This window comes from Agrobacterium salinitolerans, assembly GCF_027498475.1.
GTDB classification, from domain to species: Bacteria; Pseudomonadota; Alphaproteobacteria; order Rhizobiales; family Rhizobiaceae; genus Agrobacterium; species Agrobacterium salinitolerans.
This window is the reverse complement of sequence record NZ_JAPZLN010000004.1, coordinates 189,741-213,889: the sequence shown is the minus strand read 5'-3', so window position 1 is coordinate 213,889 and position 24,149 is coordinate 189,741. Positions and strand designations below refer to the sequence as shown.

The following is a 24,149-nucleotide window of genomic DNA, read 5'->3' as shown; positions in this document are numbered from 1 at the left end:
TTGCTCGGATTTTCGGGAGGAATCCATGCTCGACAATACAAATGAACAAAATCATGCCGCGGAGCTTAACGGGCACGAGACTCTGACCCAGGCCTTTCCGAAGACCTGGGACGGACGACTCCTGTTTGCGATCGCGCTTGCCTTCTCCATTTTCCAGATCTCGACCGCTGCGCATCTGCTCGACTTGCCGAGTCAGATCGTCAGGGCAGTGCACGTCGGCTTCGTCACCGTGCTCGTATTCCCGTTGCTGGCGACATTCGCCGGGCGCGGCGTGCCCGCAAAGACGTTTGCCTGGGTCCTTGCCCTGCTTGGCGCGGCGGTGGCCTTCTACCAGTGCTACGAATATGCCGAACTGCTCGTTCGTGCCGGCGATCCGCTTCCGCGCGATGTTGCCGTCGGCGTCCTGGCGATTGCTATCGTCTTCGCCGCCGCATGGGCGATCATGGGACCGGCCTTGCCAATCATATCCGGCGTCTTTCTCGCCTACAGCCTGTTCGGTGAATATCTGCCGCCGCCGCTTGATCATCGCGGCTATGGTTTCGCACAGGTGATAGACCATATGGCCTATGGTACGGAGGGCATCTACGGCATTCCGACCTTTGTGTCGTCGACCTATATCTTCCTGTTCATTCTCTTCGGCGCCTTCCTCGAAAAGGCCGGTATGATCCGGCTCTTCACCGATGTCTCACTAAGCTTCGTCGGCCACAAGCGCGGCGGTGCGGCGAAGGTGGCAATCATTTCCTCCGGCCTGATGGGCACGATATCCGGCTCCGGCGTTGCGAATGTGGTGACGACCGGGCAATTCACCATTCCCCTGATGAAGAAGTTCGGTTATCGACCGGCTTTTGCCGGCGGCGTCGAAGCGACGGCCTCGATGGGCGGGCAGATCATGCCGCCGGTCATGGGCGCTGTCGCCTTCATCATGGCAGAGACGCTCGGCGTCGAATATCACGAGATCGTCAAGGCGGCGATCATTCCGGCTATTCTTTATTTCGCTTCCGCCTTCTGGATGGTGCACCTCGAGGCCGGCAAGCGCGGGCTGCTCGGCCTGCCGAAGGCGGATTTGCCTTCGGCCAAGGCTGCGGTCGTCGAGCAATGGTATCTGATCCTGCCGCTCGCGGCGCTGGTCTGGCTGCTGTTCTCGGGCTACACGCCGCTCTTCGCAGGCACGGTCGGCCTTGCCTTCACGACCCTGCTGATCCTCGGCAGTTCGGTTGTCTTGGGTTTGCCCGCCGGCGTAATCCGAATCATCTTCTGGATCGGCCTTGGTCTCGTGGCGGCCGCCTTCTTCCAGTACGGCATCGGCGTGATCGTCGCCGCGCTGGCATTGCTCATCGGGGCCAACGCGTTCTCGAAGGGCGGCCGGGAGACGCTGGTGACCTGTCGCGACGCCCTTGCAGAAGGTGCGAAGACGGCCTTGCCGGTCGCAATCGCCTGCGCGCTTGTCGGTGTGATCATCGGAACGATGACGCTGACGGGTGCGGCCAACACCTTCGGCCAGTTCATCGTCTCGGTTGGCGGCCAGAGCCTCTTCCTGTCGCTGCTCCTGACCATGGTGACCTGCCTCGTGCTCGGCATGGGTATACCGACGATCCCTAACTACATCATCACCTCGTCGATCGCTGGCCCGGCGTTGCTGGAACTTGGCGTGCCGCTCATCGTCAGCCACATGTTCGTCTTCTATTTCGGAATCCTGGCGGACCTGACGCCGCCGGTCGCGCTCGCCTGCTTTGCGGCAGCGCCAATTGCGCGCGAAAGTGGACTGAAGATCGCGATGCAGGCGATCAAGGTGGCGGCGGCGGGTTTCGTCATCCCGTTCATGGCCGTCTATTCGCCGGCGCTGATGCTCCAAGACGGCGGAGCGATGGCCGCGGCCGTCGGCTATCCGCTCGCGGTCGCCTATATCGTCATCAAGACCGGCCTTGCGATCGGGCTCTGGGGTACGGCCGTGATCGGCTTCGTTGCCGTCCGGCTGTCGATTGCAGAGCGCGCGCTTGCGGCCGCGGCTGCTTTTACCCTGCTTGCGGCCCTTCCTTTGACCGATGAGGTGGGCTTCGGGCTTGCCGCTCTCTTCGTATTTCTGATCTGGCGGCGGGCGCGAACGGCGAATGGCAAGCCGGCGTCGGAGGCCGTGTGAGCACGCTGGTCTGCATCATTGCTGGCGGCAAGGCCGTTGCCTTGGCCGCCAGCGTCTTCACGCTCGGCTGGACGCATTCTGTCGAGAAAACCCAGTGGCAGGAGCGCTGGGCTGCCACATCGCAGGGCCTTCTTCTCGAGGAGGCGCGCGTCCAGGGCTCGGGCGCCGGTATGGAACCGGGAGAAAATGCCCATCGCGAAGACGGCTGGTCAATCTGGACGCCGGACCTTCCGCCGATCCCCGAGTTGGTCCTGGCCGCTTCCGGGGCGACAATCTCCGGCTGGACGCTCTGCGATGTCGGTGGTTGCCGCGAGTTCGGGCGAGAGAAACAGGAGCCGATCGTCCTGCGGCCATGTGACGCCCCTCCGCCGTGAGGCCTGCTGCAGGGGTCCTTAAATCGCAAGGTATTTGAAGAGGGAACGATGCAGCAGTTCAGATCGCTCGCTTGCGGATCTGCTGTTCTCTCTGCAAGAAAGAGGCGCTACACTTGATGCATCGGACAATTCTTGCGGCACGACACGGTTTTCAGATCCGCAAAGGTCGCTGCAACACTTACAATCCGTCCTTGGGTCGCTTTCGATCTAAGGACACATCCGGAAGGCAGGTCGACTCGGCAATGGCGCGCAACATCGGCAGAATGACTGTCCTGATGCTGGTCGTGACCTGCATTGCGCCTTTTGTCGCCTACCATCTTGCGAGCAGTTCGGCGACCGGCGCCCTGGAAGGGCAGATTCAGCGAAGTCTTTTCCTGACCAACAGGGCGATTGCCACGGAGATCGAACGGTTTCGTTATCTACCACTTGTTATGGGCGAGGATGCCCGCATACGCGCCCTTGCAGAACGCGAACCCAGCCCGGCTGTTCTTGATGCCGCCAACCGCTATCTCCAGACAGTCGTAAGGCAAGCCGGCGCCGCCGAGCTCTACGTGCTCGACGCCAGCGGGATCGCGCTTGCCGCGAGCAATTTCGCGACTGGTGAAAGCTTCGTCGGCCACGATTACAGCTTCCGCCCTTATTTCCAGGATGCGCTGCGTGCGGGCGAGGGACGTTATTACGCGATCGGCGTTACCACTCGCAAGCCTGGCTATTTTCTCACGTCGCGGATAGACGTGCCGGGTCGTCCGCCGATCGTCGCCGTCGTTAAGGCGGATCTGCTGCCGCTCGAATTGACCTGGGAGGCTGCGGGTGTCCAGACTGCGATCGCCGACCGCTGGGGCATCGTCTTTCTTTCTGGCAACCCGGATTGGAAATACCGGCCGTTGGCGGCACTTTCCGATGAGGCCGTCGAGCGGCTTGCCAAAGAACGGACCTACGAGGGGGCCGATCTCGCGGCGAGACAACCTATCCTCCCTCCGGGCGTAACCCCGCCGACGGACAATACGGACGAGCGGGCGGTCCATGTGGAGGAGGGCGGGCAGCGGCTCCTGGCAAAATTCTCGCGCGTCGAGCCGGACGGTTGGATGGTGCTGGCGGCAACGAGCACGGGTGACGCCGGCAAGATCGCCGGCTTCTGGGCGCTCGCGGCGCTGATCGCCGGCCTCATATCCACCGGCGCGCTCTACTTCCTGCATCAGCGCGCGCTCATCATCCGGATGCGGCTGCGCCAGGGCGAAATCCTGGAACGCAAGGTGGCCGAACGCACGCAGGACCTCGCCCGCGAGATCGACATGCGCAAGCGGACAGAGGACGAGCTTCGCCGCGCGCAGGAAGGGCTCATCCATTCCGAAAAGATGGCTGCCCTCGGCCGGATGTCGACTGCGATCGTGCATGAGGTCAGCCAGCCGCTGGCGGCGCTTGAAGCCACATTGGCGACCGCCGGTGTTCTGGCGGAGAAAGAGGCCGCCGCGAAAGTGGGCGACCGGCTTCTCGATGCGCGCGCGCTGGTCAAGCGGATGCAACGAACGGTCAAGCACCTCAAGACATTTGGCCGTAAGGGGGCTTCCGACCTCGAAGCGGTCACCATCGACGCGGTCATAGGAAATGCTCTCGATCTTGCGGCTCCTCGGGCGAAGGCGCTTGGTGTCACGCCGGCGTTTGAGGCGAGGGGGCCGTCGCCGGTTGTCGTTGCCGTGGCGGTGAAGCTCGAACAGGTGACGCTCAATTTACTCCTGAACGCTCTCGATGCGGTGGAAGGCATACAGAACCCTTCTGTCACCATCCAACGGACTGCGCATGCCGGGCGGGTGAGCGTAGCGGTGATCGACAACGGTTCGGGTATCGCACCGGAGCACCGTGATCGTATTGCCGAGCCCTTCTTCACCACCAAGCTCACGGGTGAGGGCCTTGGCCTTGGCCTGTCCATTGCAACCGCGATTGTTCGGGAGTTCGGCGGTGAGATTCTTTTTGCCGAAACGCCAGGCGGCGGGACAATGGCGACGATTTCGATGCCGGTGGGCAAGCGGCCCGCACATCCGCTCGAGGCGGCGCAATGACCCGCGGACATATTCTTCTTGTTGATGACGACCGCGACCTCCTGAAGGCGGCAACCGACTGGTTGGAGGTCAGCGGGTTTTCCGTATCCGCTTTCCATCGGCCTGAAGAAGCGTACCAGCAATTCTTTCGCGACGAGCCGGATGTCGTGTTGAGCGATATCCGCATGCCCAGCATAGACGGCATGACGCTTCTGAACTCCCTCATCAAGGCCCGCAGCGAGGTTCCTATCGTTCTGATGACTGGCCACGGCGATGTTACCCTGGCGGTCAAGGCGATGAAGCAGGGAGCGGAGGACTTTATCGAAAAGCCCTATGATGCCGAGCATCTGCTTTCGATCCTCGACAAGGCGGTCGAGAAGCGTCGGATGAAACAAGAAATCGCCCGCCTTCAGGGGTTGGTCCAGACGGGCGGCGGCGTCGAGATCGTCGGCGACAGCCCGGCGCTCCGGGACTTGCGCAGCCGCATCCAGATGCTGGCGAATGTCGATATCGACGTGCTGGTCGTCGGTGAAACCGGAACCGGCAAGGAGCTCGTCGCCCAGGCGCTCCACCAGCAAAGCCGCCGGGCGGGCGGTCCCTTCGTGGCGATCAATTGCGCAGCGCTGCCCGAAAGCATCTTCGAGAGTGAAATTTTGGGTCATGCGAAGGGGGCCTTCACCGGCGCGCTCGCCGACCGGCAAGGCAAGTTCGAGCATGCCGCGGGTGGAACCATCTTTCTCGATGAAATCGAGTCGATGCCCCTGGGACTGCAGGCGAAAATCCTGCGCGTGCTGCAGGAGCGCTTGGTCGAGCGACTGGGCGAAAACCGGCTGCGACCGATCGATGTGCGGGTTATCGCCGCTGCCAAGAGCGACCTTTCCGGCGAAATCGCCGCCGGGTGGTTCCGCGAAGATCTGTTCTACCGGCTGGCGACCGTGGATGTGCGCATCCCGCCGCTCAGGCAGCGCCGGCAGGATATCGGCCTGCTCTTTGGTCATTTCGCTTCGCTTGCCGCCCATCGCTACGGCCGGGCCGAGCGGAGCGTATCCGCCGATCTCCTGGCGCGATTGCGGCAGCAGGAATGGCGAGGCAACGTCCGGGAGCTCAAGGCGTACGCCGAGCGCTTCGCTCTTGGGCTCGATGACGCCGCATCCGGAGGGGAAGTCCTGCAGCCCGGCGATCCCCTGACTTTGCCCGAGCAATTGGTCGCCTTCGAGGCTGACGTCATCGGCCGCGCGATCGATGACAGCAACGGCAATACGGCTAAGGCGGCCGCGAGGCTCGGCATCCCCCACCGCACGCTCAATGAGAAAATCGCCCGTCTCGGCCTGAGGGATCGGCCGGGAGAGCCTGCGGATACAGGGTTAAAGCGATAGAAGCGCGCGAGAGAGATCATGCTGAAGGGCTTCCGGCACTAAAAAAGCGTGCGATTGGCGATGCTCCTGGTTGGCCCGCGGCGGATTCGGATTCCTTCGATGCGAAGATAAAGTTGCCACCCGCCTCAGTTGTGTAGGCCCAGCGTTTTTCTGAGCGCTTCCGACCAGACGGCATAGCCTGCGGCATTCAGGTGAACCAGATCGGGTAAATAATAACGGAACATCGGGAGGCCGTTCTCACCAATGAGGCCGGCGTTCGGGTCAAGCCATGTTGTACGTTCGCTGCTATCGCACCAGTCGCGCGACATCTGGTTGAAGAGATCGAATTCATGGCGGTATATCCAGCGCGCCGGACTGTGCTTGATCGCCACAACAAACACGTCCGCCTGCGGTAGCGCACGATAGATTCCATCCCGCAAATCGTGCAGGTGCCGGAGCGACGTCTGAGCCTTGAGGCCGTCGCTGGCAATATCGTTTTCGCCGAAATAAAGCACCACTCTGTTTGGTTTTAAAGGAACCAGAAGCTGGTGCATGTAGTGGCTGGCGGAGAGGTAAGTGCCGCCGCCAAATCCCAGATTGACGATATCCAGCGAGCCTAGATCTTCGGCAATTGAACCCCAGATTCGAAACGAGGATGAGCCATAAAAGGCGATCGGATTGTCTGGGAGGCCGATGCGTTGAAGGCGGACCAGAGCGGTAATGATATCGTTTTCGTGACGGCTGGTGCCGATATTGGCTGGGAAGTCGTACATGACGGTCCTAAAAACATGGGGTTTGAAAGCAGGATGCCGCCATTTGGGCATCCGGCGCTCGGCAGAGGTTACGAAATCGCTTGGCGCAAGACAGCCAGGGCACCCTTCGTGAGAGCATCGTCCGCCCCCATGGATGTCTTGAGCCCGAAAAAATCTGCGGCAACCAGATAGAGATCGTTCAGCCCGTCATTGCCGACGATCGCTGCCTCGTCTCCCTCCGCATACCATCCGGCATCGCGGGCCTGCCGAAACTCCTGCCCGATGACCAGTCCCCGCACATAGGAGCGCAACTGATCCGGCGAAAGCCGGCCGGCAAGCCCGCCAGTTCGCGCCGAAAACAGCAGCGACAGCATGGCGGCGGATCGTTTTGCCTCTTTCAGACCCCAGCGATAGGCCTGCGGATCATCGACCGGCGGCTGCGTGGAACCGCGCGCGATGAAAGAGTTATTGATCAGCAGATTGAAGATTTCACCGGTCACGAATGTCTGGAAACCGTCGATCCGACCCGCCTTTATCCGCGCCCATTTGCTGTGCGTTCCGGGGATGATGAGGGTGGCGTCTTCGCCGAGGCCATGGCCGACGATCTGGGTTTCTTCGCCGCGCATCACGTCGGGAAAGGGCTGGCGGGCGGGGTCGTTGAGACCCGGCAAGAAGACGAGATCGGAGCCGTTCGGCAGCGATTTGCGCACCGTTCCGGCGGCAAGTTCCGCCGGGCCTGCCGGGCACGGCACATAAGCGACTTCGACCCAGCCGTTGCGGCTGGTGATCATGCCGAGCGCTGCGACGGGCAAGGCCCCGTGACGCGAAAACCAGGGCGCGAGTGCTGCCATCAGCGCCGCCTCGTGCTCACCCTTGCCGAGGCTCGAAATTCCGTCGGCGGTTTCCAGATGATCGAGTTCTTGACCACTTTCACCAACGAGCGCCGCCCTCAGTGATGTCGTTCCCCAATCAACGATGATTGATGTCGCCGGTGCTGGCATGTCTTGAACCTCCTCGTTCATTTCATCTTGGGGCTTGTCATAGGGTGCGAGTCTATGTAGTGTCAATTAGTGAATTCAAGGTATCAAAATATGATACTTAATTGGGAGGAGAATGATGGTGGCTGGCCTCAAGGGGATTTTGCCTGTTCTGCCCACGCCTTTTCTGGCGGATGGCGGCATTGACGAAGCGGGTATGAAGCGGCTGGTGGTCTTTGCGCTCGACAAGGGCGTGGATGGTGTCGTGTTTCCCGGTTTTGCCAGCGAGGTGGAGACTTTGAATGCCGCCGAGCGTGCAACGCTCTTGAAGATCGTCGTGGATGCGGTGGCCGGTCGGGTGCCTGTTGTGGCCGGCGCCAGTGCGGCCGACTGGCGTGAGGTGGTCGAGCACGGGCGGGCGGCATCGGCGCTTGGCATTCGCCACCTGATGGTGCAGCCGCCCAAATCCGTCGGCACGGATGCGCCGGCGCTGATCGAATTCCTCGGGCGAATCGTCGAGGCACTGCCCGAGGTTGAAATCATCCTGCAGAACGCGCCTGCGCCGCGCGGCTCCGACCTTTCGCCGCAGGCGATTGTGGAGATCGTGGGCGCCTTGCCGCAGGTCGCCTACGTCAAGGAAGAAACGCTTCCCGCCGGCCCGGCCATCAGCCACATCATCGCCCACGCGCCTTCGACGCTGAAGGGCGTCATCGGCGGCGGCGGTGCGCGGTACATTCTCGACGAATATGCCCGAGGCGCTACGGCGGCGATGCCGGCGCTGGAGATTGCCGAGGAACATGTGGCCATCGACCGGGCGCTTGTCGCGGGGCGGCAGGAGGAGGCTCGGAGAATCTATATCCGAACCCTGCCGCTTCTGGTGTTGCAGGCTGTTTATCGCATGCGGCTGACCAAATATGTGCTGGCCCGCCGAGGGGTGATCGACGGCATTGGCGTGCGCGCGCCGACACCCGAGCTCGATGCGGCGGCGCTTGCCGATATCGACGCCAATCTGGTCGAACTCGGCCTTGTTGCCGCGGAGGCCGCATGAATAGCCCCATCGCAACCGTCGAAGTCTTCACGCTGACCCAGCCGCGCAAGGTGCCCTATCTTGGCGCGCTTAGGGAAGGCGAGGTGGTCAATCCCAACGGCTACATCGTGCGCAAGGGCAATCGCACGGTCTACCCCACCTTCGACCGCAGCGTGCTGGTGCGCATGGCCACCGAGGCCGGCACTGTCGGCTGGGGCGAGACCTATGGCATCGTCGCCCCCGGCGCGGTCGCCGCCCTCATCAATGATCTTCTCGCCGGTTTCGTGATCGGCCGCGATGCGTCCGATCCTTCGGCTGTTTATGACGACCTCTACGACATGATGCGGGTGCGCGGTTATACCGGCGGCTTTTACGTCGATGCGCTCGCCGCGCTTGATATCGCGCTCTGGGATATTGCTGGGCAGGAAGCCGGAAAATCCATCCGCGATCTTCTTGGCGGCGGGGTAGATACGTTTCCGGCCTATGTTTCCGGCCTGCCTGAAAAAACGCTGAAGGCTCGTGGAGAGTTGGCGAAATACTGGCAGGATCGTGGTTTCGATGCCTTCAAATTCGCAACGCCGGTGGCTGATGACGGCCCGGCGGCGGAAATCGCCAATCTCCGGCAGGTGCTTGGTCCGCAGGCGAAGATCGCCGCCGACATGCACTGGAATCAGACGCCGGAACGGGCGCTGGAGCTGATTGCCGAGATGAAACCTTTCGATCCTTGGTTCGCCGAGGCTCCGGTCTGGACGGAGGACATTGCCGGTCTTGAGAGGGTTTCGAAGAACACCGATGTTCCGATAGCCGTCGGCGAGGAATGGCGCACCCATTGGGATATGCGCGCCCGCATAGAGCGCTGTCGTATCGCCATTGTGCAGCCGGAAATGGGACACAAGGGCATCACCAATTTCATCCGCATCGGCGCTCTTGCCGCCGAGCATGGCATTGATGTCATCCCGCACGCAACAGTCGGCGCCGGCATTTTCCTTGCCGCCAGCCTGCAGGCGTCTTCGACATTGTCGATGCTGAAGGGGCACGAATTCCAGCACTCGATCTTCGAACCCAACCGCCGCCTGCTGGAGGGCGACATGGATTGCCGCGAAGGCAGATATCACCTGCCTTCGGGACCGGGACTTGGGGTAAGACCGTCGGAGGCGGCACTCGGTCTGATTGAACGCATCTGATTTGGTTTTTTGGAGGAGGAAACCATGACAAAAAGAATGAAAAAGCTGGCGCTCAGCACCGCGGCCGCCGTTTTGGTAACGATGGGGGCCGTTGCCCCTGCCATGGCCGATACCGTGCTGAAGTTCATTTCCTGGCAAACCGATGATGCCGGCACGGGCGAATGGTGGCGTTCCGCCATTGCCGCCTTCGAGAAACAGCATCCGGGCGTGAAGATCGAGTTCACCAAGGCGGAGCGCAGTTCCTATGCCGACACGATGACGACGCTTTTTGCAGCCAACCAGCCGCCGCAGATCGTGCATCTGGCGTCTTTCGAATTCCAGATGTTTGCCGATAGCGGTTGGCTGGAGCCGCTCGATCCGTGGCTGAAGAAGGACGGTATCGACATGACGGGCTGGGCCGGCCAGCAGAAATGCGAATGGAACGGTGAAACCGTCTGCATCATGACCAACTATTTCGGTTTCGTGATGGCCTACAACAAGAAGCTTCTCGAAGAAGCGGGCGTTGCAGTTCCGAAGACCTATGACGAGTTTCTGGCCGCTGCAAAAGCCACGACCAAGGATCTGAACGGCGACGGTATTGTCGATCAGTTCGGAACAGGTCATGAGACAAAGGGCGGCCCGGGGCAATATCTCACGGAGATGCTGAACTACATTCTCGACGCCGGCGCCTACTGGACCGACAAGGACGGCAAAATCACCATCGACACGCCGCAGATGGTGGAAGGTTTGACCCGATGGAAAACCGTGATGAAAAGCGGCATCAGCCCGGTGGACATGAGCGCCAGCGACGTGCGCAAGCTGTTTGCCGATGGCAAGATGGCCATGCGGCTCGATGGGCCGTGGCTTTATGGCACAACCGAAAAGGGTTCGGCCAAGAGTGACATTGTTTATGCCGTACCGCCGCTTCATCCGCCGCTTGGCGGGTCTTCCAACGTGCTTGCCATGCCGGCCGATATTCCCGACGACCAGAAGGCATTGGTCTGGGATTTCATCAAGCTGACGATGACGCCGGAATTCCAGCGTAGTTACGCTATCCTCGGCGGCAACACCCCGCCTAGCCCGAAAGCGGATGTCTCTGGCGTCGAAAAGACCATCCCGCATTTTCCGGTGCTGATCGAGACAATGAAGGCCGCGTCTGAAGCCGGTATCGACCGCATTCCGACCGGGCTTGAGCTTTTCTACAACGAGTTCAGCAAGATGGTGATGGAAGAAAGCCAGCGGATGATCATTCAGGATCTCGATCCGGCGGAGGTGGCGAAAACCATGCAGGCAAAGGCCGAAGCCATCAAGGGTTGATCCCCCATTGTCCTGATCTTGTTGTCTTGCCATGGCCCGTAAAGGTCCATGGCCATCATCCGCATCCGGCAGGAGGACCATCCATGACCGAACCCGTTCGGGCTGGGCGTCGCAAGTTCTTTGATCTTGCGCGTCCCAGCCGGCAACATCTCCTCGGCTATATTCTGATCGCCCCCGCGGTCCTGATGGTTGCCGCCATCATCGTCTGGCCGCTCGTTCTGGCAATCGACCTGTCGTTCCAGCAGGTCAAGATACCGAGGCTCGGCGGCGCCAGCCGCCCGTTCTCCTTGACGAATTACAACTGGCTGTTTTCGTCGCCGGAATTCTGGCTGGCCTGCTGGGTCACGCTAAAACTGGTCATCGTCGTTACTGCCGGCAGCGTCGCAGTTGGCCTCAGCACGGCGCTTCTTGCCAATAACCGTTTCAAGGGCCGCACCGTCGCGCGGCTGGGGATGGCGCTGCCCTGGGCGGTGCCGGAAATCATCGCGGTCGTCATCTTTGCATGGATGTTCGACACCTCCTTCGGCCTTTTCGGCTGGCTGGCGATCAAGCTCGGTTTTACCGACCAGATGATCCCATGGGTGAGCAGCTCCACGGCAGCCTTCTGGGCTGTTGCCATCACCATGGTGTGGAAGGGTTTTCCTTTCGTGTCGATCATGTGTCTGGCCGGCCTGCAGTCCATTCCCGCCGATTATTACGCCGCCGCCAAGGTGGATGGCGCAAGTGTCTGGCAGCGTTTTCGCTGGATCACCATGCCGCTTCTGATGCCGGTGCTGGGCGTGACGCTGGTGCTGACGCTTCTGTGGGTGTTCCGCGACTTTTCGATCATCAAGGTTCTGACCGGCGGCGGGCCGCTGCGTTCAACCCAGACGCTTTCGATCATGACCTATGACCAGGCCTTCCAGTATCACAATTTCGGCCGTGCCGCCGCCGTCGGCGTGCTGACACTGGTGATCTGCATCGTCGCGAGCCTCCTGATGCTCGGCCGGCGCTCGAAATCGATCTATTGAGGAGGCTTTGATGAAACGGACATTTTTACAGAGCCTTGCCCTTTACGCGACTGTGATTTTCACGCTGATGATGATCCTGTTCCCGGTCTACTGGTTGCTGGTCACGGCACTTTCCACCACCGATGAGCTGTACCGCCTGCCGCCGACCTTCTGGCCGGACGATCCGCAGTGGGACATCTTCGCCCGTGTCTGGGCGGCAAAACCGATCCTGCTGTGGCTTTGGAATTCGATGCTGGCGGCCATCGGCTCGGTGGCGCTGTCGATGTTGGTCTCGGTCAGCGCCGGTTATGCGCTGTCGCGTTATTCCATGCGGGGCGGGGCGACCATGGGGCTCTTCGTCCTGACGGCGAAGATGCTGCCCGCGACGCTGCTCGTCATTCCGCTGTTTTCGATTTTTTCCAGCTTCGGCCTGATCGGCAGCCTGTGGACGCTGGTTCTGGCGCATTCGACAATGATCATTCCTTTCGCCACATGGATGCTGAAAGGCTATTTCGACACCATTCCGAAGGAACTGGAACAGGCTGCCATGGTCGACGGCTGCTCGCCCATCGGCGCGATGGTGCGTGTTGTGCTGCCGATCGCCACGCCGGGGCTTGCCGCTACCGCACTTTATGCCTTCGTGCTCAGCTGGGCAGACTATGCCTATGCGCGCACCTTCCTCGTCAACTCGCCGGACAACTGGACGGCCAATCTCGGCATCACCACGATGCAGGGCGAATATGTCACCTACTGGAACGACATTTCCGCCGCATCCGTGTTCATCGCGCTGCCGATCATCGCAATCTACCTGTTCCTTGAACGTTATTTGGTCGGCGGCCTCACCGCTGGCGCGGAGAAATAAGCATGGCCAATATTTCCATTCGCAACGTCAGCAAGTCCTACGGCGCGCTCAACGTGCTCAGGCCCTTTTCGCTGGAGATCGAGAACGGCGAGTTCGTGGTGCTGGTCGGGCCTTCCGGCTGCGGCAAGTCGACGATGCTGAAAATCCTCGCCGGTCTCGAACCGGCAAGCGAAGGCCAGATCTTCATCGGCGACAACGAAGTGACGGATCTGGCGCCGGGTGACCGCGACATCGCCATGGTGTTTCAGAACTATGCGCTTTATCCGCACCTCACCGTTCGCCAGAATATCGGCTTCGGTCTGAAGATGCGCGGCACGGACAAGGCCGAGATCGATCGCCGGGTTGACGATGCGGCGCGCATTCTGGAAGTGACCCCCTATCTCGATCGCAAGCCCAAGGATCTTTCGGGCGGCCAGCGCCAGCGCGTGGCACTTGGCCGTGCCATCGTGCGCCAGCCCCAGGCCTTCCTGATGGACGAGCCTCTTTCCAACCTCGATGCCAAGCTGCGCGTCCACATGCGTGCCGAAATCGGCGCATTGCACAAGCGCATCGGCGTCACCACCGTTTATGTGACGCATGATCAGGTCGAGGCGATGACGATGGCGGATCGCGTCGTCATCATGCAGGGCGGCGTCATCCAGCAGATCGCCGCACCTGACGAGCTTTTCAACAATCCGGCCAATCTTTTCGTTGCCGGTTTCATCGGCTCGCCGGGCATGAATTTCCTCAATGCGGAACTGCGTGACGGCACTGTTACCGTGTTTGGGCAACCGGTTGCCCTGCCGGGTGCGGTCGGCCGCCAGGGCAGCGTGATTGTCGGTCTGCGGCCGGAACATCTCGTTCTGGGCGATGCGCCGGTTACCTTCGATGTCCGTCCGACGCTGGTGGAGAGCCTCGGATCGGAAAAATACGTCTATTTCGATGCGGGAGGCGCAAGGGTCGCGGATGGCGAGGAGAGCAAGTCCAAGGGGCTGATCGCCCGCGTCTCGCATACCGGCAGCCTTCCCGGCAATGAGGCGCTCCGGCTCGGTTTCGATCCGGCCCAGCTTTATCTCTTCGATGCAAAGACCGGAGCACGGCTATGATCCTCGTCACCGGATCGGCAGGTCGTGTCGGCCGTGCCGTTGTTGCCGCCTTGCGCGCGCAGGGCCGCACCGTTCGCGGTTTCGATCTCAGGCCATCGGGAAGCGGCGGCGAGGAGGTTGTCGGCTCGCTGGAAGATGCGCGGGCGCTGTCCGACGCCATCGAGGGTGTGAGCGCCGTTCTGCATCTGGGAGCTTTCATGTCATGGGTCCCGGCGGATCGCGACCGCATGTTCGCCGTCAATGTCGAGGGCACCCGCCGGCTTCTGGATGTGGCTTCAGCGGCTGGCGTGCGGCGGTTCGTTTTCGCTTCGTCGGGTGAGGTCTATCCGGAAAACCGGCCGGAATTCCTGCCCGTCACCGAGGACCATCCGCTTCGTCCAAATTCACCTTATGGCTTGACCAAGCTTCTCGGCGAAGAACTGGTTCGCTTTCACCAGCGAAGCGGCGCCATGGAAACGGTGATCCTGCGTTTTTCGCATACGCAGGATGCGGCGGAACTGCTGGATGAGGAGAGTTTCTTTTCCGGTCCCCGGTTTTTCCTGCGGCCGCGCATTCGCCAGCAGCAGAATTTTGGAAACACTGTCATCGCCGAATTGCTTCAGTCCCGCGATATCGGTGAGCCGTCGCACATTCTGGCGCGCAATGAAAACGGCCGGCCGTTCCGCATGCACATAACCGATACGCGTGACATGGTGGCGGGGATTTTGCTTGCCCTCGATCACCCCGAGGCGGCGGGTTGCACCTTCAACCTCGGTGCCGATGAGCCAGCCGATTTCGCCGTGCTTTTGCCGAAGATAGCGGCGCTGACCGGCCTGCCCATCGTGACAGTCGATTTTCCCGGCGACGGCGTTTATTACCATACGTCCAACGAGCGGATCAGAAACACTTTGGGGTTTGAAGCTGAATGGACGATGGACCGGATGCTGGACGACGCGGCAGCCGCAAGGTGGCTGCGATTAGCGAAGGAGCAGAGGCGATGAAACCGGAGACACCGGGCGGCACGGCGGCGCTGGCCAAGGGGCTGACCCTGCTCGACATGGTCGCCGATGCGCCGGAACCGCTGCGTTTTGCCGAGCTGTTGCGTGCCTCCGGTCTGCCGAAGCCGACATTCGCGCGCATCCTGCGCACCCTCATTGCCTATGGCCTCGTCCGTCAGGATGAGGCCCGTGGCACCTATGTCCTGGGCCAGCGTTTTCTGGAAATGTCCCACAAGGTCTGGGAGAGCTTCGATCTCGTCTCGGCGGCGACGCCGGAACTCGAGCGGCTGGCGGCCGAACTGGGGGAAACGGTTGCATTGTGCCGGCTTGACGGCACCATGACGCAATATCTGGCGGAACGTTCGCCGAACGGTCTTTCGGTGCGCGTCGAGGTGGGACGCCGTGTTCCCCTGCATTGCACCGCACCGGGCAAGGCGCTGCTCGCCTTTCAGGACCCCGCCGTCGGCCGCGCCCTGCTGGATCGCCTGACGCTCGATCTGCAGACACCCAAAACCATTACCACCCTCGATGCGCTGCAGGCTGATCTGACGCTGACCCGGGCACGAGGTTATTCGATTTCCTACGAGGAGCATCTGCCGGGCGTGAATTCGGTCGCCGCCCCTGTCATGGGCCGGGACAATACGCCGATGGGCGTGCTTGTTGCGCTCGGGCCGTCCTCGCGGCTGGATTCCTCCAATATCCATCCCGCCGGGCGTGAGTTGATTGCCGCCGCCCGCCGCATTACCGGCGCCGCCGGGGCCGTGGCGATCAGCTCGCGGCCCCGCCCGCGTTCGGCAACGGGCCGCCCCAGCGCCGAACTCAGTTGCATTCTGCCATGGGGTGCGCAGCTGGGGGAAAGCCCGGTCTGGCACGAGGGGGAAAACGCGCTCTACTGGGTGGATATCCTGCATCCGGCGGTGCACCGCTTCGATCCCGTGACTGGCCGCAACGAAACCTGCGAGACCGGCAAGCTGGTCAGCGCGGTCATTCCGGTCACCGAGGGACGGTTACTGGTGGCATCGCAGGACGGCGTCGAATGGCTGGATTTCGCCTCCAGCCGGCTAACCCCCTTCGTCAGCCCGGAGGCTGGCATTGCAGATAACCGCCTGAACGACGCCAAATGCGGGCCGGATGGCGCGATCTGGGTCGGCTCGATGCGTATCGACGCCTCCAAGCCCACGGGTGCGCTTTATCGGATCAATGCCAATGGCGCATCCGAGCGCAAGGAAGGGGGCATCATCGTCTCCAACGGTCTCGGCTGGAGCCCCGATGGCAGGACCTTCTATTTCGTCGACACCGTGCCCGGCCTTATCCACGCCTATGATTGCGATCCGGCGACGGGCGCCCTGTCGCAGCGCCGTGAGTTCGCCCGCATTCCCGTGTCAGACGGCCGGCCGGATGGGCTGGCCGTGGATGCGGAAGGCGGTGTCTGGTGCGCGATCTGGGATGGCTGGTGCGTGCGCCGTTATCTTCCGAACGGCAAGCTGGATCAGGTGATCGACATGCCGGTGCCGCGTCCTTCCAGCATCGCTTTCGGCGGGCCGGACCTGTCGACGCTGTTCATCACCAGCGCCCGCACGCGCCTGCCGGCGTCGACACTCGCCGACGCGCCGCTCTCCGGCGGCCTGTTTTCCTGCCGCCCGGGAATCGCCGGCGCGCACATCTCGCTGTTTGAAGGATAAAGGATGCGTCTCGAAAGCGTGTTTGGACTGAAAGGCCGCACGGCGCTCGTCACCGGTTCCAGCCGCGGCATAGGCGCCGCCATTGCCGAGGGGCTGGCGGGCGCGGGTGCCCATGTCATTCTTCATGGTGTGAAGCCGGGCGCCGCAGCAGCCGTGCAACAGCGGATTGTCGCAGGCGGCGGTACGGCGCAGGAACTGGCGGGCGATCTTTCCCAGCCGGGCGCCGGCCGTGATCTCATCGAGCGGGCCGAGGCGGTCGCACTGGTCGATATTCTTGTCATCAATGCCAGCGCCCAGATCAACGCCGTGCTGTCGGAACTGACGCCTGACGATCTGGCGTTTCAGCTGGCGGTCAATCTGGGCTCGACGGTGGATATGCTGCAGGCGGCTCTGCCGCGCATGGCGGCCCGCAAATGGGGCAGGGTGGTTTCCATCGGCTCGGTCAATCAGCTGCGGCCGAAGGGCATCGTTACCGCTTACGCCGCCACTAAGGCGGCTCAACACAATCTGATCCAGAGTCAGGCGCGGGACTACGCGCGCGACAATGTGCTGCTCAACACGCTCGCGCCCGGCCTCATTGACACCGACCGCAATGCCAACCGTCGTGATGAGGATCCCGAAGGCTGGGCCGAATACGTCCGGACGCTGAACTGGATGGGCCGTGCCGGGCAGCCGCAAGAAATGGTGGGTGCCGCGATCTTCCTGTCGTCGCAGGCCTGTAGCTTTATGACAGGCGAGACCATCGTCCTGACGGGTGGTTATTGACGGATTTGCCGGTGTAGCCGAATTGGATAATCGTTTGCGATCAGCGCTTGAATAAATCCAGATTTGGCAAGCTGTATGGTCGGATCAGTCGGTACCAGCTATCGATAAAGGTGCGCCGTTGAATCTCGTCCTGGGCCGCCAGCAGTGTGGGTCCAATGCGGATGGGCCTCCCCACTCCGGATTCGATCAGATCTTCAGGTCCTTCTACACCCTCGGGAAGTGGCGCATTCTCGGCGAAAAAGAAAGACGAGCGCGACGCGATGTCTCGGCTGCGATCAGAGAGGAGATAGTCGAGAAAGCGGCGCCCCAATACAGCGTCTCGTGCTGTCGAAGGTATCATCGCGCCGCGAGACAGCACCAGAGTGTAATCCTGGGGAATAACGATACCCAGCGCCGGGTTGGATCGCATCGCGAAATAGGCGTAGGACCCAAGGACGTTGTAGGCAATACGAATCTCGCCCGTCGACAAGGCGCCGAGCACCTCATTGTTGCAGCAACGGATCACGGGCTCCACGCGGCTGATGCTCTCGAGCAGGCGACCATAGGTCGTTGGCGCCTGGCGCGAGTCGTAGAAGGCCAGAAGATAACCAATTCCAGAGGCGCTGATATCATAGGTGCCGATGCGTCCGCGATATTCATCCGGCTTGCGGCGCAAAAGATCGACCAGCGCCACGTGGCTGGTCGGAACGTCTTCTGGTGGAATCGCACGCTTGTCATAGGCAAATACGACAGGTTCGAAGGTAAAGCCAAACACTTCGTCACGCCAGTTGGCCCAGTTGGCAACCTTGGCGGTTTCACTGGACTGGTGCGGTTGTGCGCAGCCGTCATTTGCCAAACGAACGAGTTGATCAACGGAGGAAGACAGGATGATGTCGGCATTTTGCCTTCCGTCCGCGCAGGCAGCAGCAACCTCACGAAACAAATCATTGGTCACAAAGTCGAGGATCTCGACAGCGACCCCCGGCGCGGTCTCCTGGAAATCCAAAACGATTGGTCGCATGGCTTCAAGATCCGTGGCCGCATGAATGAGAAGGCGCCCGGTTTCCTCCATTCCCTTCGCCGGGAACAACTCCCTATCCCCTTCCACTGCATGGGCGCTGGTGATGAGGCAGAAACATGAAATGGCTGCGATGGCGGAGTAAACGCTTTTCATGGCCGTTCCTGCTTGATCAGCGGCAGTTCCAAATAGACGGCAAACAAATCCGTTTCTGTCTTCTCGCGAAACCCAAGCCTCCCCCCCAGCGCGCGCGCTACTTCCGCAGCAATTGCGAATCCCAAACCAGACGCCGGTCCCTGGCTGCGCGTCGAGAAGAAACGTTCGGTGACGCTCTCCCAATCGGCTTGAGGAATGCCAGGACCGTCATCCTCGATGACGATCAACCCGAAGTCGCCACAATTTTCCACGCGCACTGCCAGCTGTGTCTCGGCTCCGTGCCGCAATGCATTGTCGATAATGTTGGCCACGGCCTCTCGAAGGCTTAACGTGTCGCCCATCACTTGAAGCTGTTGTTCATCCGGCTCGAAGGACACCACAATATCCGGATCGATCGTGATCGGTATTGCCTGGCGAAAGGCTGCACGGGCGACCTCGTTCAGGAACAGGGGTGCAAGTTGCGCAGAATCGACCCGATGGATCACCATGGCATGATTGAGGAGTTGGTTGGTCAAGCGTGAAAGCTCCGACGTTCTGTTGCGGACACGCTCCAGATGGCGCCGATCCTCCGGTGCAAGCCTTTCCTCATTGATGAGACTAACCTGCGCCGATAACGCTGTAAGGGGCGTGCGTATCTGATGCGCGCTGTCTGCGACGTAACGCTGCATCAAACGCACGCGTTCATCGAGCCTTCGGATGAAGTGGTTTATAGAGGCAACGAAGGGCCAAAGTTCGCCGGGGACCGACACGGACAAGGGTGTTAGGTCTTGCGGTTCGCGGCTTGCCAAAGCCTCGCCAAGCGTCTCGACCGGTCGCAGCGAATAGCGGATTGCAAAGGCAGTGCCGACGAGCGCAAGTAGGCTCATCAGGCTCACGATGAAAATCGCCCTCGTCATCAGTTCCGAGATGAGCGCACGGCGTGCCTCCGTCGTTTGGGCGACCATCATATAGGCCCATTTCGTTTCCTCATTGATCGTGATCGCGTGGGATAGCGTGACCATGCGAACATCGACGCCGCGATAGACGGCGTTTTCAATGAGCGGAGCGGGGCGGCTGTGCGAAATCTCCAGGGGAGTTCCAAGATCGCGATAACCTGTCAGCGTCTCCCCTTCAGTATCAAGGACGCGATAGAAGATGCGGTCGCGTTGCGCGAGCCCCAGAAGTTCAAACGCAGAGGTTGGAAGTTGAAAAGTGAGTTTGTCATCGGAGACGACGAGCCCTTCGCTCATCTGAAACGCAGCACCCAGCAGAAGCCGGTCATACGCTTCGTCGGCCGCAGCGCGCGCATAATACAACGCAGCTGTGATCATGGCTGCTGCGCCCAGGGCCAGCACGATGCCGACGCGGCGCATCAGGCGAGAGAAGAGGGAGCCTCTATGCGCCAGCATCGGAAACCAGTTGGTAGCCCATGCCACGCACTGTCACGATGCGGGTCTGGGCGCCTTCGAGCTTTTTACGCAACCTGCCCACATAAAGCTCGATCGCATTCGGGCCTGCCGCCTCGTCGAAGCCAAACAGGCGGTCCAGCAGTTCCTCCTTGCTGAACACTTTGCCGGGGCGCGAAGCCAGCACTTCGAGCAGCGTCATCTCCCTCCGCTTCAACTGCACCTCCCGTTTGCCGACCCGAACGCTGCGATTGGTCCTGTCGAGACTGACATCGCCGCAGACGAGTATGTTCGTGGCGTCGCCGCCGCTACGTCGTCGCAGCAGCACCCGCGCGCGCGCCTCCAGTTCACGGAAATCGAACGGCTTTATCAGGTAATCGTCGGCGCCAAGATCCAATGCGCTGACCCGATCGTCGATCTCGGAACGAGCGGTCAATACGAGGACAGGCGCGGTGCTGCCAGATTTTCGCAACGCCTTCAGTATGGCAAAGCCATCCATGCCCGGCAGCATCACGTCGAGAATGATGAGGTCGTAGTCGGTGTAGGAAAGGACGTTGGACGCAGAAAGCCCATCCGAAATCCAGTCGACGGAATGCCCCGTCTGCTGAAATCGGCGGCAAATTGCCTCTCCAACATCTTGTGTATCTTCGACCAGAAATACCCGCACCTGAAAACCATCGCATAGCACTCTGTGCAGATCAAGATCGGCCCGATCCAGAGGTCAAGGCGGTCGCTAACGGCTTGACAGGATCGTGACAGGAACAGGCTTTATTTTCTGCGCGTCGACTTCAAGGGAGAGAACAAGTCGACCCGAGGAGGAATTCTGCACCGTCGCCGATAGCCAACCACTGTTCCGGTTGTGCTGGACCGATGCGAGCATTGCGGTCCTCCCGGTCTCAGGGATGAATGGGAGAGATCAATGATCCGTATGACGATGAAGACAATCGCCGCTGCCGCTTTCGGTACGCTCTGCATGACCATGGCCGCATCCGCCGAACCATCGAAGCCTGAATGCCTTGCTGGTGCAAAACCCGGCGGCGGCTTCGACCTGACGTGCCGATTGGCCGGCAATGCTCTTTTGGAGACCAAACAGATCTCCAGACCCATGGTTGTGACGTACATGGAAGGGGGCGTCGGGGCGGTGGCCTTCAACCATGTGATTGGCAAACGGGGCAAGGACGGCAATCTGATCACGGCTGCTTCGTCCGGTTCCGCCTTGCTGATCGCCCAAGGGAAATTCGGCAAATATGACGAAACGGGTGTGCGCTGGCTCGGGGCGCTCGGCGCCGATTACGGTGTTCTCGTCGTGGCCGCCGATTCGCCATACAAGACGCTCGGCGAACTTGTTGATGCATACAAGGCAAGCCCGAACGATTTTCCTATTGCCGGTGGTGGCGCCGTTGGCTCGCAGGATTGGATGAAGGGGTCGCTGCTCGCAAAGGCAGCCGGCCAGGACGCCAAGAAAATGCGCTATGTGGCTCTTGAAGGCGGCGGAGCGGTGCTGACTGCACTCGAAGGCGGCCATGTGAAGGTCGGTTCCGGTGATGCAGCTGAAATGGTCAAGCATCACGTTGCCGGCAAGGTTCGCATCCTGGCCGTGATGGCGCCGGAGCGTCTGCCGGGTGAGCTAGCGAGTGTGCCCACGGCCAAGGAGCAGGGATTCGATATCGATTGGCCTATCTGGCGTGGCTACTATGTCGGCAAGGATGTTTCCGACGAGGACTACAACTGGTGGGTCGACGCCCTCAAGAAAATGGCCGCCACCCCTGAATTTGCAAAGGAGCGCGAAGCGCGCGGTCTCTTCGAGTTCACCCTTCTCGGTCAAGATTTCGAGAACCGCGTCAAGGAAGATGTGGCGCGCTTCAAGGTTCTTGCCAAGGAATCCGGCATGTGAGGCAACCCTTGCCGGGCTCGATGCTTTCGCCCGGCAAGTTTCGATCTGAAGCGATCTCCGGACCACGGGATTGGTGCGAGAGCTTCGAAATCCGTCCAGCTTTTTACACATGGCGAGGGCTGAAAACAGCCTCGCCTATCATCCCCTTTTGTGAGGCTATAATGTCAGAAGCCCGTAACACCGAGCCGCGTAACGCCCGGCTGATTGGTCGCGTCTCGGCTGTCATTCTCCTGCTGCTTGCGATTGCCTATGGCTTTGGCGGAAGCGTCATCGACTACGCTTTCGCCTCCGATCCGCTCGGCCCCCGCGTTTTCCCGGTGGCCCTTGCCTTCATCCTCGGTGCGCTCGCAATCGTCTATTACCTTTCGCCCGGTTCGGTGGAAGGGTTTCCAGACGGGCCGCTTCTCACCAGGGTGCTCGCCATACCGGCTTTGGTCTTGATCGCTGCGCTGCTTTTTGAACCCGCCGGCTTTTTCGTCTCCATTCTCGTGCTGACCTTCGGCTCCGGTCTCCTCTTCGGTGCGCCGCTCAAAACGGCTCTGGCTGGTGCTGTGGGACATGCGCTGCTTTGGTGGTTCGTCTTCGACTTCTTGCTCGAAGTCTATCTGCCGGTCGGTTCCATGTTTGGTGGCTGAGCCAAGTCGCAATCCCGAAAGGTTCTTATCATGAATTTCGACTATCTCTGGCACGGCTTTGCCGTTGCTCTCACCGGGCAGAATCTTCTTATCGGTTTCATTGGCTGCTTCATCGGCACAATGGTTGGGGCACTGCCAGCCATTGGCCCGATCAACGGGATCGCGCTGCTGATGCCGATCGCGTATTCTATGGGGCTGCCGGCGGAAAGCACCATGATCCTGTTGGCCGCGGTTTATTGTGGCGCAGAATATGGCGGACGTATTTCCTCAATTCTGCTCAATGTTCCAGGTGATGCCGGCGCCGTCATGACGGCGATGGACGGCTATCCGATGGCCCGGCAGGGACGCGCTGGCGAAGCGCTGGCGCTTTCCGGAATTTCATCCTTTGTCGGAGGTATCATTGGCTCTATCGGTTTGGCGCTGTTTGCGCCCGTGCTATCCGGGCTTGCCATCGGTTTCGGTCCCGCCGAATATTTTGTGCTTATGGTCTTCGCCTTTGCAACGCTCGGATCCATGGTCGGCTCCCAGCCCACCAAAACGCTGATCGGCTGTATGCTCGGTTTGATGCTGGCAACCGTTGGCCTTGACGCCACCTCCGGCGCTTATCGCTTCACCTTCAACGAACCGGAACTGGGCGACGGTATCGAATTCGTCGTGCTCGTCATCGGTCTGTTCTCGATTTCCGAAGCAATGCTCATTCTGGAGCACCAGGGCAGGGGCGTCACGGTGATCCGCGAACTCGGGCGCACGACCGCTCGCTGGGCGGATGTCGTCAAAAGCGCCGGTGCGACGGTGCGCGGGTCGCTTATCGGCTTTGTCGTCGGCGTCTTGCCAGGGACCGGCGCGTCGGTATCTTCCGCTGTATCCTATACCACTGAAAAACGCATCTCGGACTCGGAAGGCACCTTCGGCAAGGGCGATGTGCGAGGATTGGCGGCGCCCGAGGCGGCGAATAATGCGACAGCCGCCGGCGCCTTCGTTCCCATGCTCACACTCGGTGTTCCCGGATCGGGCACCACCGCCGTGATGCTGGGTGCGCTGATGCTTTACAACATTCAGCCAGGCCCAATGTTGCTTGCAGAGCGCCCCGAAGTCGTCGGCGGCCTCATCGCCTCGCTTTTTGTGGGCAACTTTATCCTGCTCGCACTCAACCTGCCGCTCGTTAACATATTCGCTCGCGTGCTGACGGTGCCGAACTGGTTGCTTGTTCCAGGCATCCTCGTCCTGTCGATCGTCGGCGTCTATTCCACGCACGCCTCGGTCTTCTCGATCGTGCTCATGCTGGCTATCGGCTTCCTGGGCTGGTTGTTGCGCAAGGTCGGTTTCGATATGGCGCCGATCATCCTTGGTTTCGTGCTGGGACGCGTCATGGAGGTGAACTTGCGCAATGCCCTCGCGATCTCCGGGGGAGACGTCTCCATCCTCTTCAGCAGCACCATCTCCATCGTCTTGTGGTGCATGGCGGCAGGTGTTGCCATCCTCCCATTGGTGCTGGCCCGCCGCGCGCGCAGGATCAAGGCCATGGCTCTTGCCAAAGAGTAAGGCGTGATAACGACCGTTGCCGTTCTGACGGCAACGGTCTTG

General features: G+C 60.9%; 21 protein-coding genes. 16 read left to right on the top strand and 5 right to left on the bottom strand.

Features of this window, described 5'->3' with window-relative positions; all coding sequences use genetic code 11:
• Positions 1 to 25 precede the first annotated feature (25 nt).
• From O9X91_RS16175 to O9X91_RS16160, 4 genes are all read left to right on the top strand, one after another.
• The gene (locus O9X91_RS16175) at positions 26 to 2,137 is read left to right on the top strand and encodes a TRAP transporter permease (protein WP_142913517.1); all 2,112 of its coding nucleotides are present in this window, start codon (positions 26 to 28) and stop codon (positions 2,135 to 2,137) included.
• The gene (locus O9X91_RS16170; RefSeq protein WP_142913516.1) at positions 2,134 to 2,511 is read left to right on the top strand and encodes a DUF1850 domain-containing protein; all 378 of its coding nucleotides are present in this window, start codon (positions 2,134 to 2,136) and stop codon (positions 2,509 to 2,511) included. Before O9X91_RS16175 ends, O9X91_RS16170 begins: the two co-directional genes overlap by 4 nt.
• A 242-nt stretch (positions 2,512 to 2,753) precedes the next feature.
• Positions 2,754 to 4,568: an ATP-binding protein gene (locus O9X91_RS16165; RefSeq protein WP_269833607.1), complete on the top strand. Its 1,815-nt coding sequence runs from the start codon at positions 2,754 to 2,756 to the stop codon at positions 4,566 to 4,568.
• Positions 4,565 to 5,923 carry a sigma-54-dependent transcriptional regulator gene (locus O9X91_RS16160; RefSeq protein WP_269834325.1) on the top strand — a complete coding sequence of 453 codons (1,359 nt, stop codon included), beginning with the start codon at positions 4,565 to 4,567 and terminating at the stop codon, positions 5,921 to 5,923. Before O9X91_RS16165 ends, O9X91_RS16160 begins: the two co-directional genes overlap by 4 nt.
• Positions 5,924 to 6,048: 125 nt before the next feature.
• Here O9X91_RS16160 and O9X91_RS16155 read toward each other — a convergent pair whose 3' ends face one another.
• On the bottom strand, positions 6,049 to 6,675 hold the full coding sequence (locus O9X91_RS16155) for a GDSL-type esterase/lipase family protein (protein WP_137411335.1): 627 nt from the start codon (positions 6,673 to 6,675) through the stop codon (positions 6,049 to 6,051).
• A gap of 68 nt (positions 6,676 to 6,743) precedes the next feature.
• Positions 6,744 to 7,655, bottom strand: a complete 912-nt coding sequence (locus O9X91_RS16150) for a 2-dehydro-3-deoxygalactonokinase (RefSeq protein WP_269833606.1) — start codon at positions 7,653 to 7,655, stop codon at positions 6,744 to 6,746.
• Between the two features lie 115 nt (positions 7,656 to 7,770).
• Between O9X91_RS16150 and O9X91_RS16145 the strand changes: the two genes are divergently transcribed.
• The 9 genes from O9X91_RS16145 (at position 7,771) to O9X91_RS16105 (ending at position 17,498) form a co-directional block, all read left to right on the top strand.
• Entirely contained in the window at positions 7,771 to 8,679 is a 909-nt protein-coding gene (locus tag O9X91_RS16145; RefSeq protein WP_137411337.1) for a dihydrodipicolinate synthase family protein, read from the top strand.
• Positions 8,676 to 9,842 (top strand): mandelate racemase/muconate lactonizing enzyme family protein, encoded by a 1,167-nt coding sequence (locus O9X91_RS16140; RefSeq protein ID WP_173991183.1) that lies wholly within the window; start codon positions 8,676 to 8,678, stop codon positions 9,840 to 9,842. The genes O9X91_RS16145 and O9X91_RS16140 overlap by 4 nt, the downstream gene beginning before the upstream one ends.
• A gap of 24 nt (positions 9,843 to 9,866) precedes the next feature.
• On the top strand, positions 9,867 to 11,138 hold the full coding sequence (locus tag O9X91_RS16135; RefSeq protein ID WP_077983616.1) for an ABC transporter substrate-binding protein: 1,272 nt from the start codon (positions 9,867 to 9,869) through the stop codon (positions 11,136 to 11,138).
• An 83-nt stretch (positions 11,139 to 11,221) separates the two neighbouring features.
• A complete protein-coding gene (locus O9X91_RS16130; protein WP_077983557.1) occupies positions 11,222 to 12,148 on the top strand; it encodes a carbohydrate ABC transporter permease in 927 nt (308 codons plus the stop codon).
• 10 nt (positions 12,149 to 12,158) lie between these two features.
• The gene (locus O9X91_RS16125; RefSeq protein ID WP_137411340.1) at positions 12,159 to 12,989 is read left to right on the top strand and encodes a carbohydrate ABC transporter permease; all 831 of its coding nucleotides are present in this window, start codon (positions 12,159 to 12,161) and stop codon (positions 12,987 to 12,989) included.
• A gap of 2 nt (positions 12,990 to 12,991) precedes the next feature.
• Positions 12,992 to 14,074 carry an ABC transporter ATP-binding protein gene (locus O9X91_RS16120; RefSeq protein WP_269827119.1) on the top strand — a complete coding sequence of 361 codons (1,083 nt, stop codon included), beginning with the start codon at positions 12,992 to 12,994 and terminating at the stop codon, positions 14,072 to 14,074.
• The gene (locus O9X91_RS16115; RefSeq protein ID WP_269833605.1) at positions 14,071 to 15,054 is read left to right on the top strand and encodes an NAD-dependent epimerase/dehydratase family protein; all 984 of its coding nucleotides are present in this window, start codon (positions 14,071 to 14,073) and stop codon (positions 15,052 to 15,054) included. Before O9X91_RS16120 ends, O9X91_RS16115 begins: the two co-directional genes overlap by 4 nt.
• Positions 15,051 to 16,733: an SMP-30/gluconolactonase/LRE family protein gene (locus O9X91_RS16110; protein WP_077983553.1), complete on the top strand. Its 1,683-nt coding sequence runs from the start codon at positions 15,051 to 15,053 to the stop codon at positions 16,731 to 16,733. Before O9X91_RS16115 ends, O9X91_RS16110 begins: the two co-directional genes overlap by 4 nt.
• Positions 16,734 to 16,736: 3 nt before the next feature.
• Positions 16,737 to 17,498 carry an SDR family NAD(P)-dependent oxidoreductase gene (locus tag O9X91_RS16105; RefSeq protein ID WP_142913507.1) on the top strand — a complete coding sequence of 254 codons (762 nt, stop codon included), beginning with the start codon at positions 16,737 to 16,739 and terminating at the stop codon, positions 17,496 to 17,498.
• 40 nt (positions 17,499 to 17,538) lie between these two features.
• Here the strand turns inward: O9X91_RS16105 and O9X91_RS16100 are convergent, their stop codons facing one another.
• From O9X91_RS16100 to O9X91_RS16090, 3 genes are read right to left on the bottom strand one after another with little or no spacing between them, the layout of a single operon-like run.
• A complete protein-coding gene (locus O9X91_RS16100; RefSeq protein ID WP_142913506.1) occupies positions 17,539 to 18,651 on the bottom strand; it encodes an ABC transporter substrate-binding protein in 1,113 nt (370 codons plus the stop codon).
• Positions 18,648 to 20,066: a sensor histidine kinase gene (locus tag O9X91_RS16095; RefSeq protein ID WP_244614269.1), complete on the bottom strand. Its 1,419-nt coding sequence runs from the start codon at positions 20,064 to 20,066 to the stop codon at positions 18,648 to 18,650. The genes O9X91_RS16100 and O9X91_RS16095 overlap by 4 nt, the downstream gene beginning before the upstream one ends.
• Positions 20,026 to 20,703 (bottom strand): response regulator transcription factor, encoded by a 678-nt coding sequence (locus tag O9X91_RS16090; RefSeq protein WP_077983549.1) that lies wholly within the window; start codon positions 20,701 to 20,703, stop codon positions 20,026 to 20,028. Before O9X91_RS16090 ends, O9X91_RS16095 begins: the two co-directional genes overlap by 41 nt.
• 252 nt (positions 20,704 to 20,955) lie before the next feature.
• Between O9X91_RS16090 and O9X91_RS16085 the strand changes: the two genes are divergently transcribed.
• From O9X91_RS16085 to O9X91_RS16075, 3 genes are all read left to right on the top strand, one after another.
• Positions 20,956 to 21,930 (top strand): Bug family tripartite tricarboxylate transporter substrate binding protein, encoded by a 975-nt coding sequence (locus O9X91_RS16085; protein ID WP_077983548.1) that lies wholly within the window; start codon positions 20,956 to 20,958, stop codon positions 21,928 to 21,930.
• A 161-nt stretch (positions 21,931 to 22,091) separates the two neighbouring features.
• Positions 22,092 to 22,565 (top strand): tripartite tricarboxylate transporter TctB family protein, encoded by a 474-nt coding sequence (locus O9X91_RS16080; protein ID WP_137411346.1) that lies wholly within the window; start codon positions 22,092 to 22,094, stop codon positions 22,563 to 22,565.
• A 30-nt stretch (positions 22,566 to 22,595) separates the two neighbouring features.
• Complete coding sequence (locus O9X91_RS16075) at positions 22,596 to 24,107, top strand: tripartite tricarboxylate transporter permease (protein WP_142913505.1); 1,512 nt, start codon at positions 22,596 to 22,598, stop codon at positions 24,105 to 24,107.
• The last annotated feature ends 42 nt before the right edge of the window (positions 24,108 to 24,149 follow it).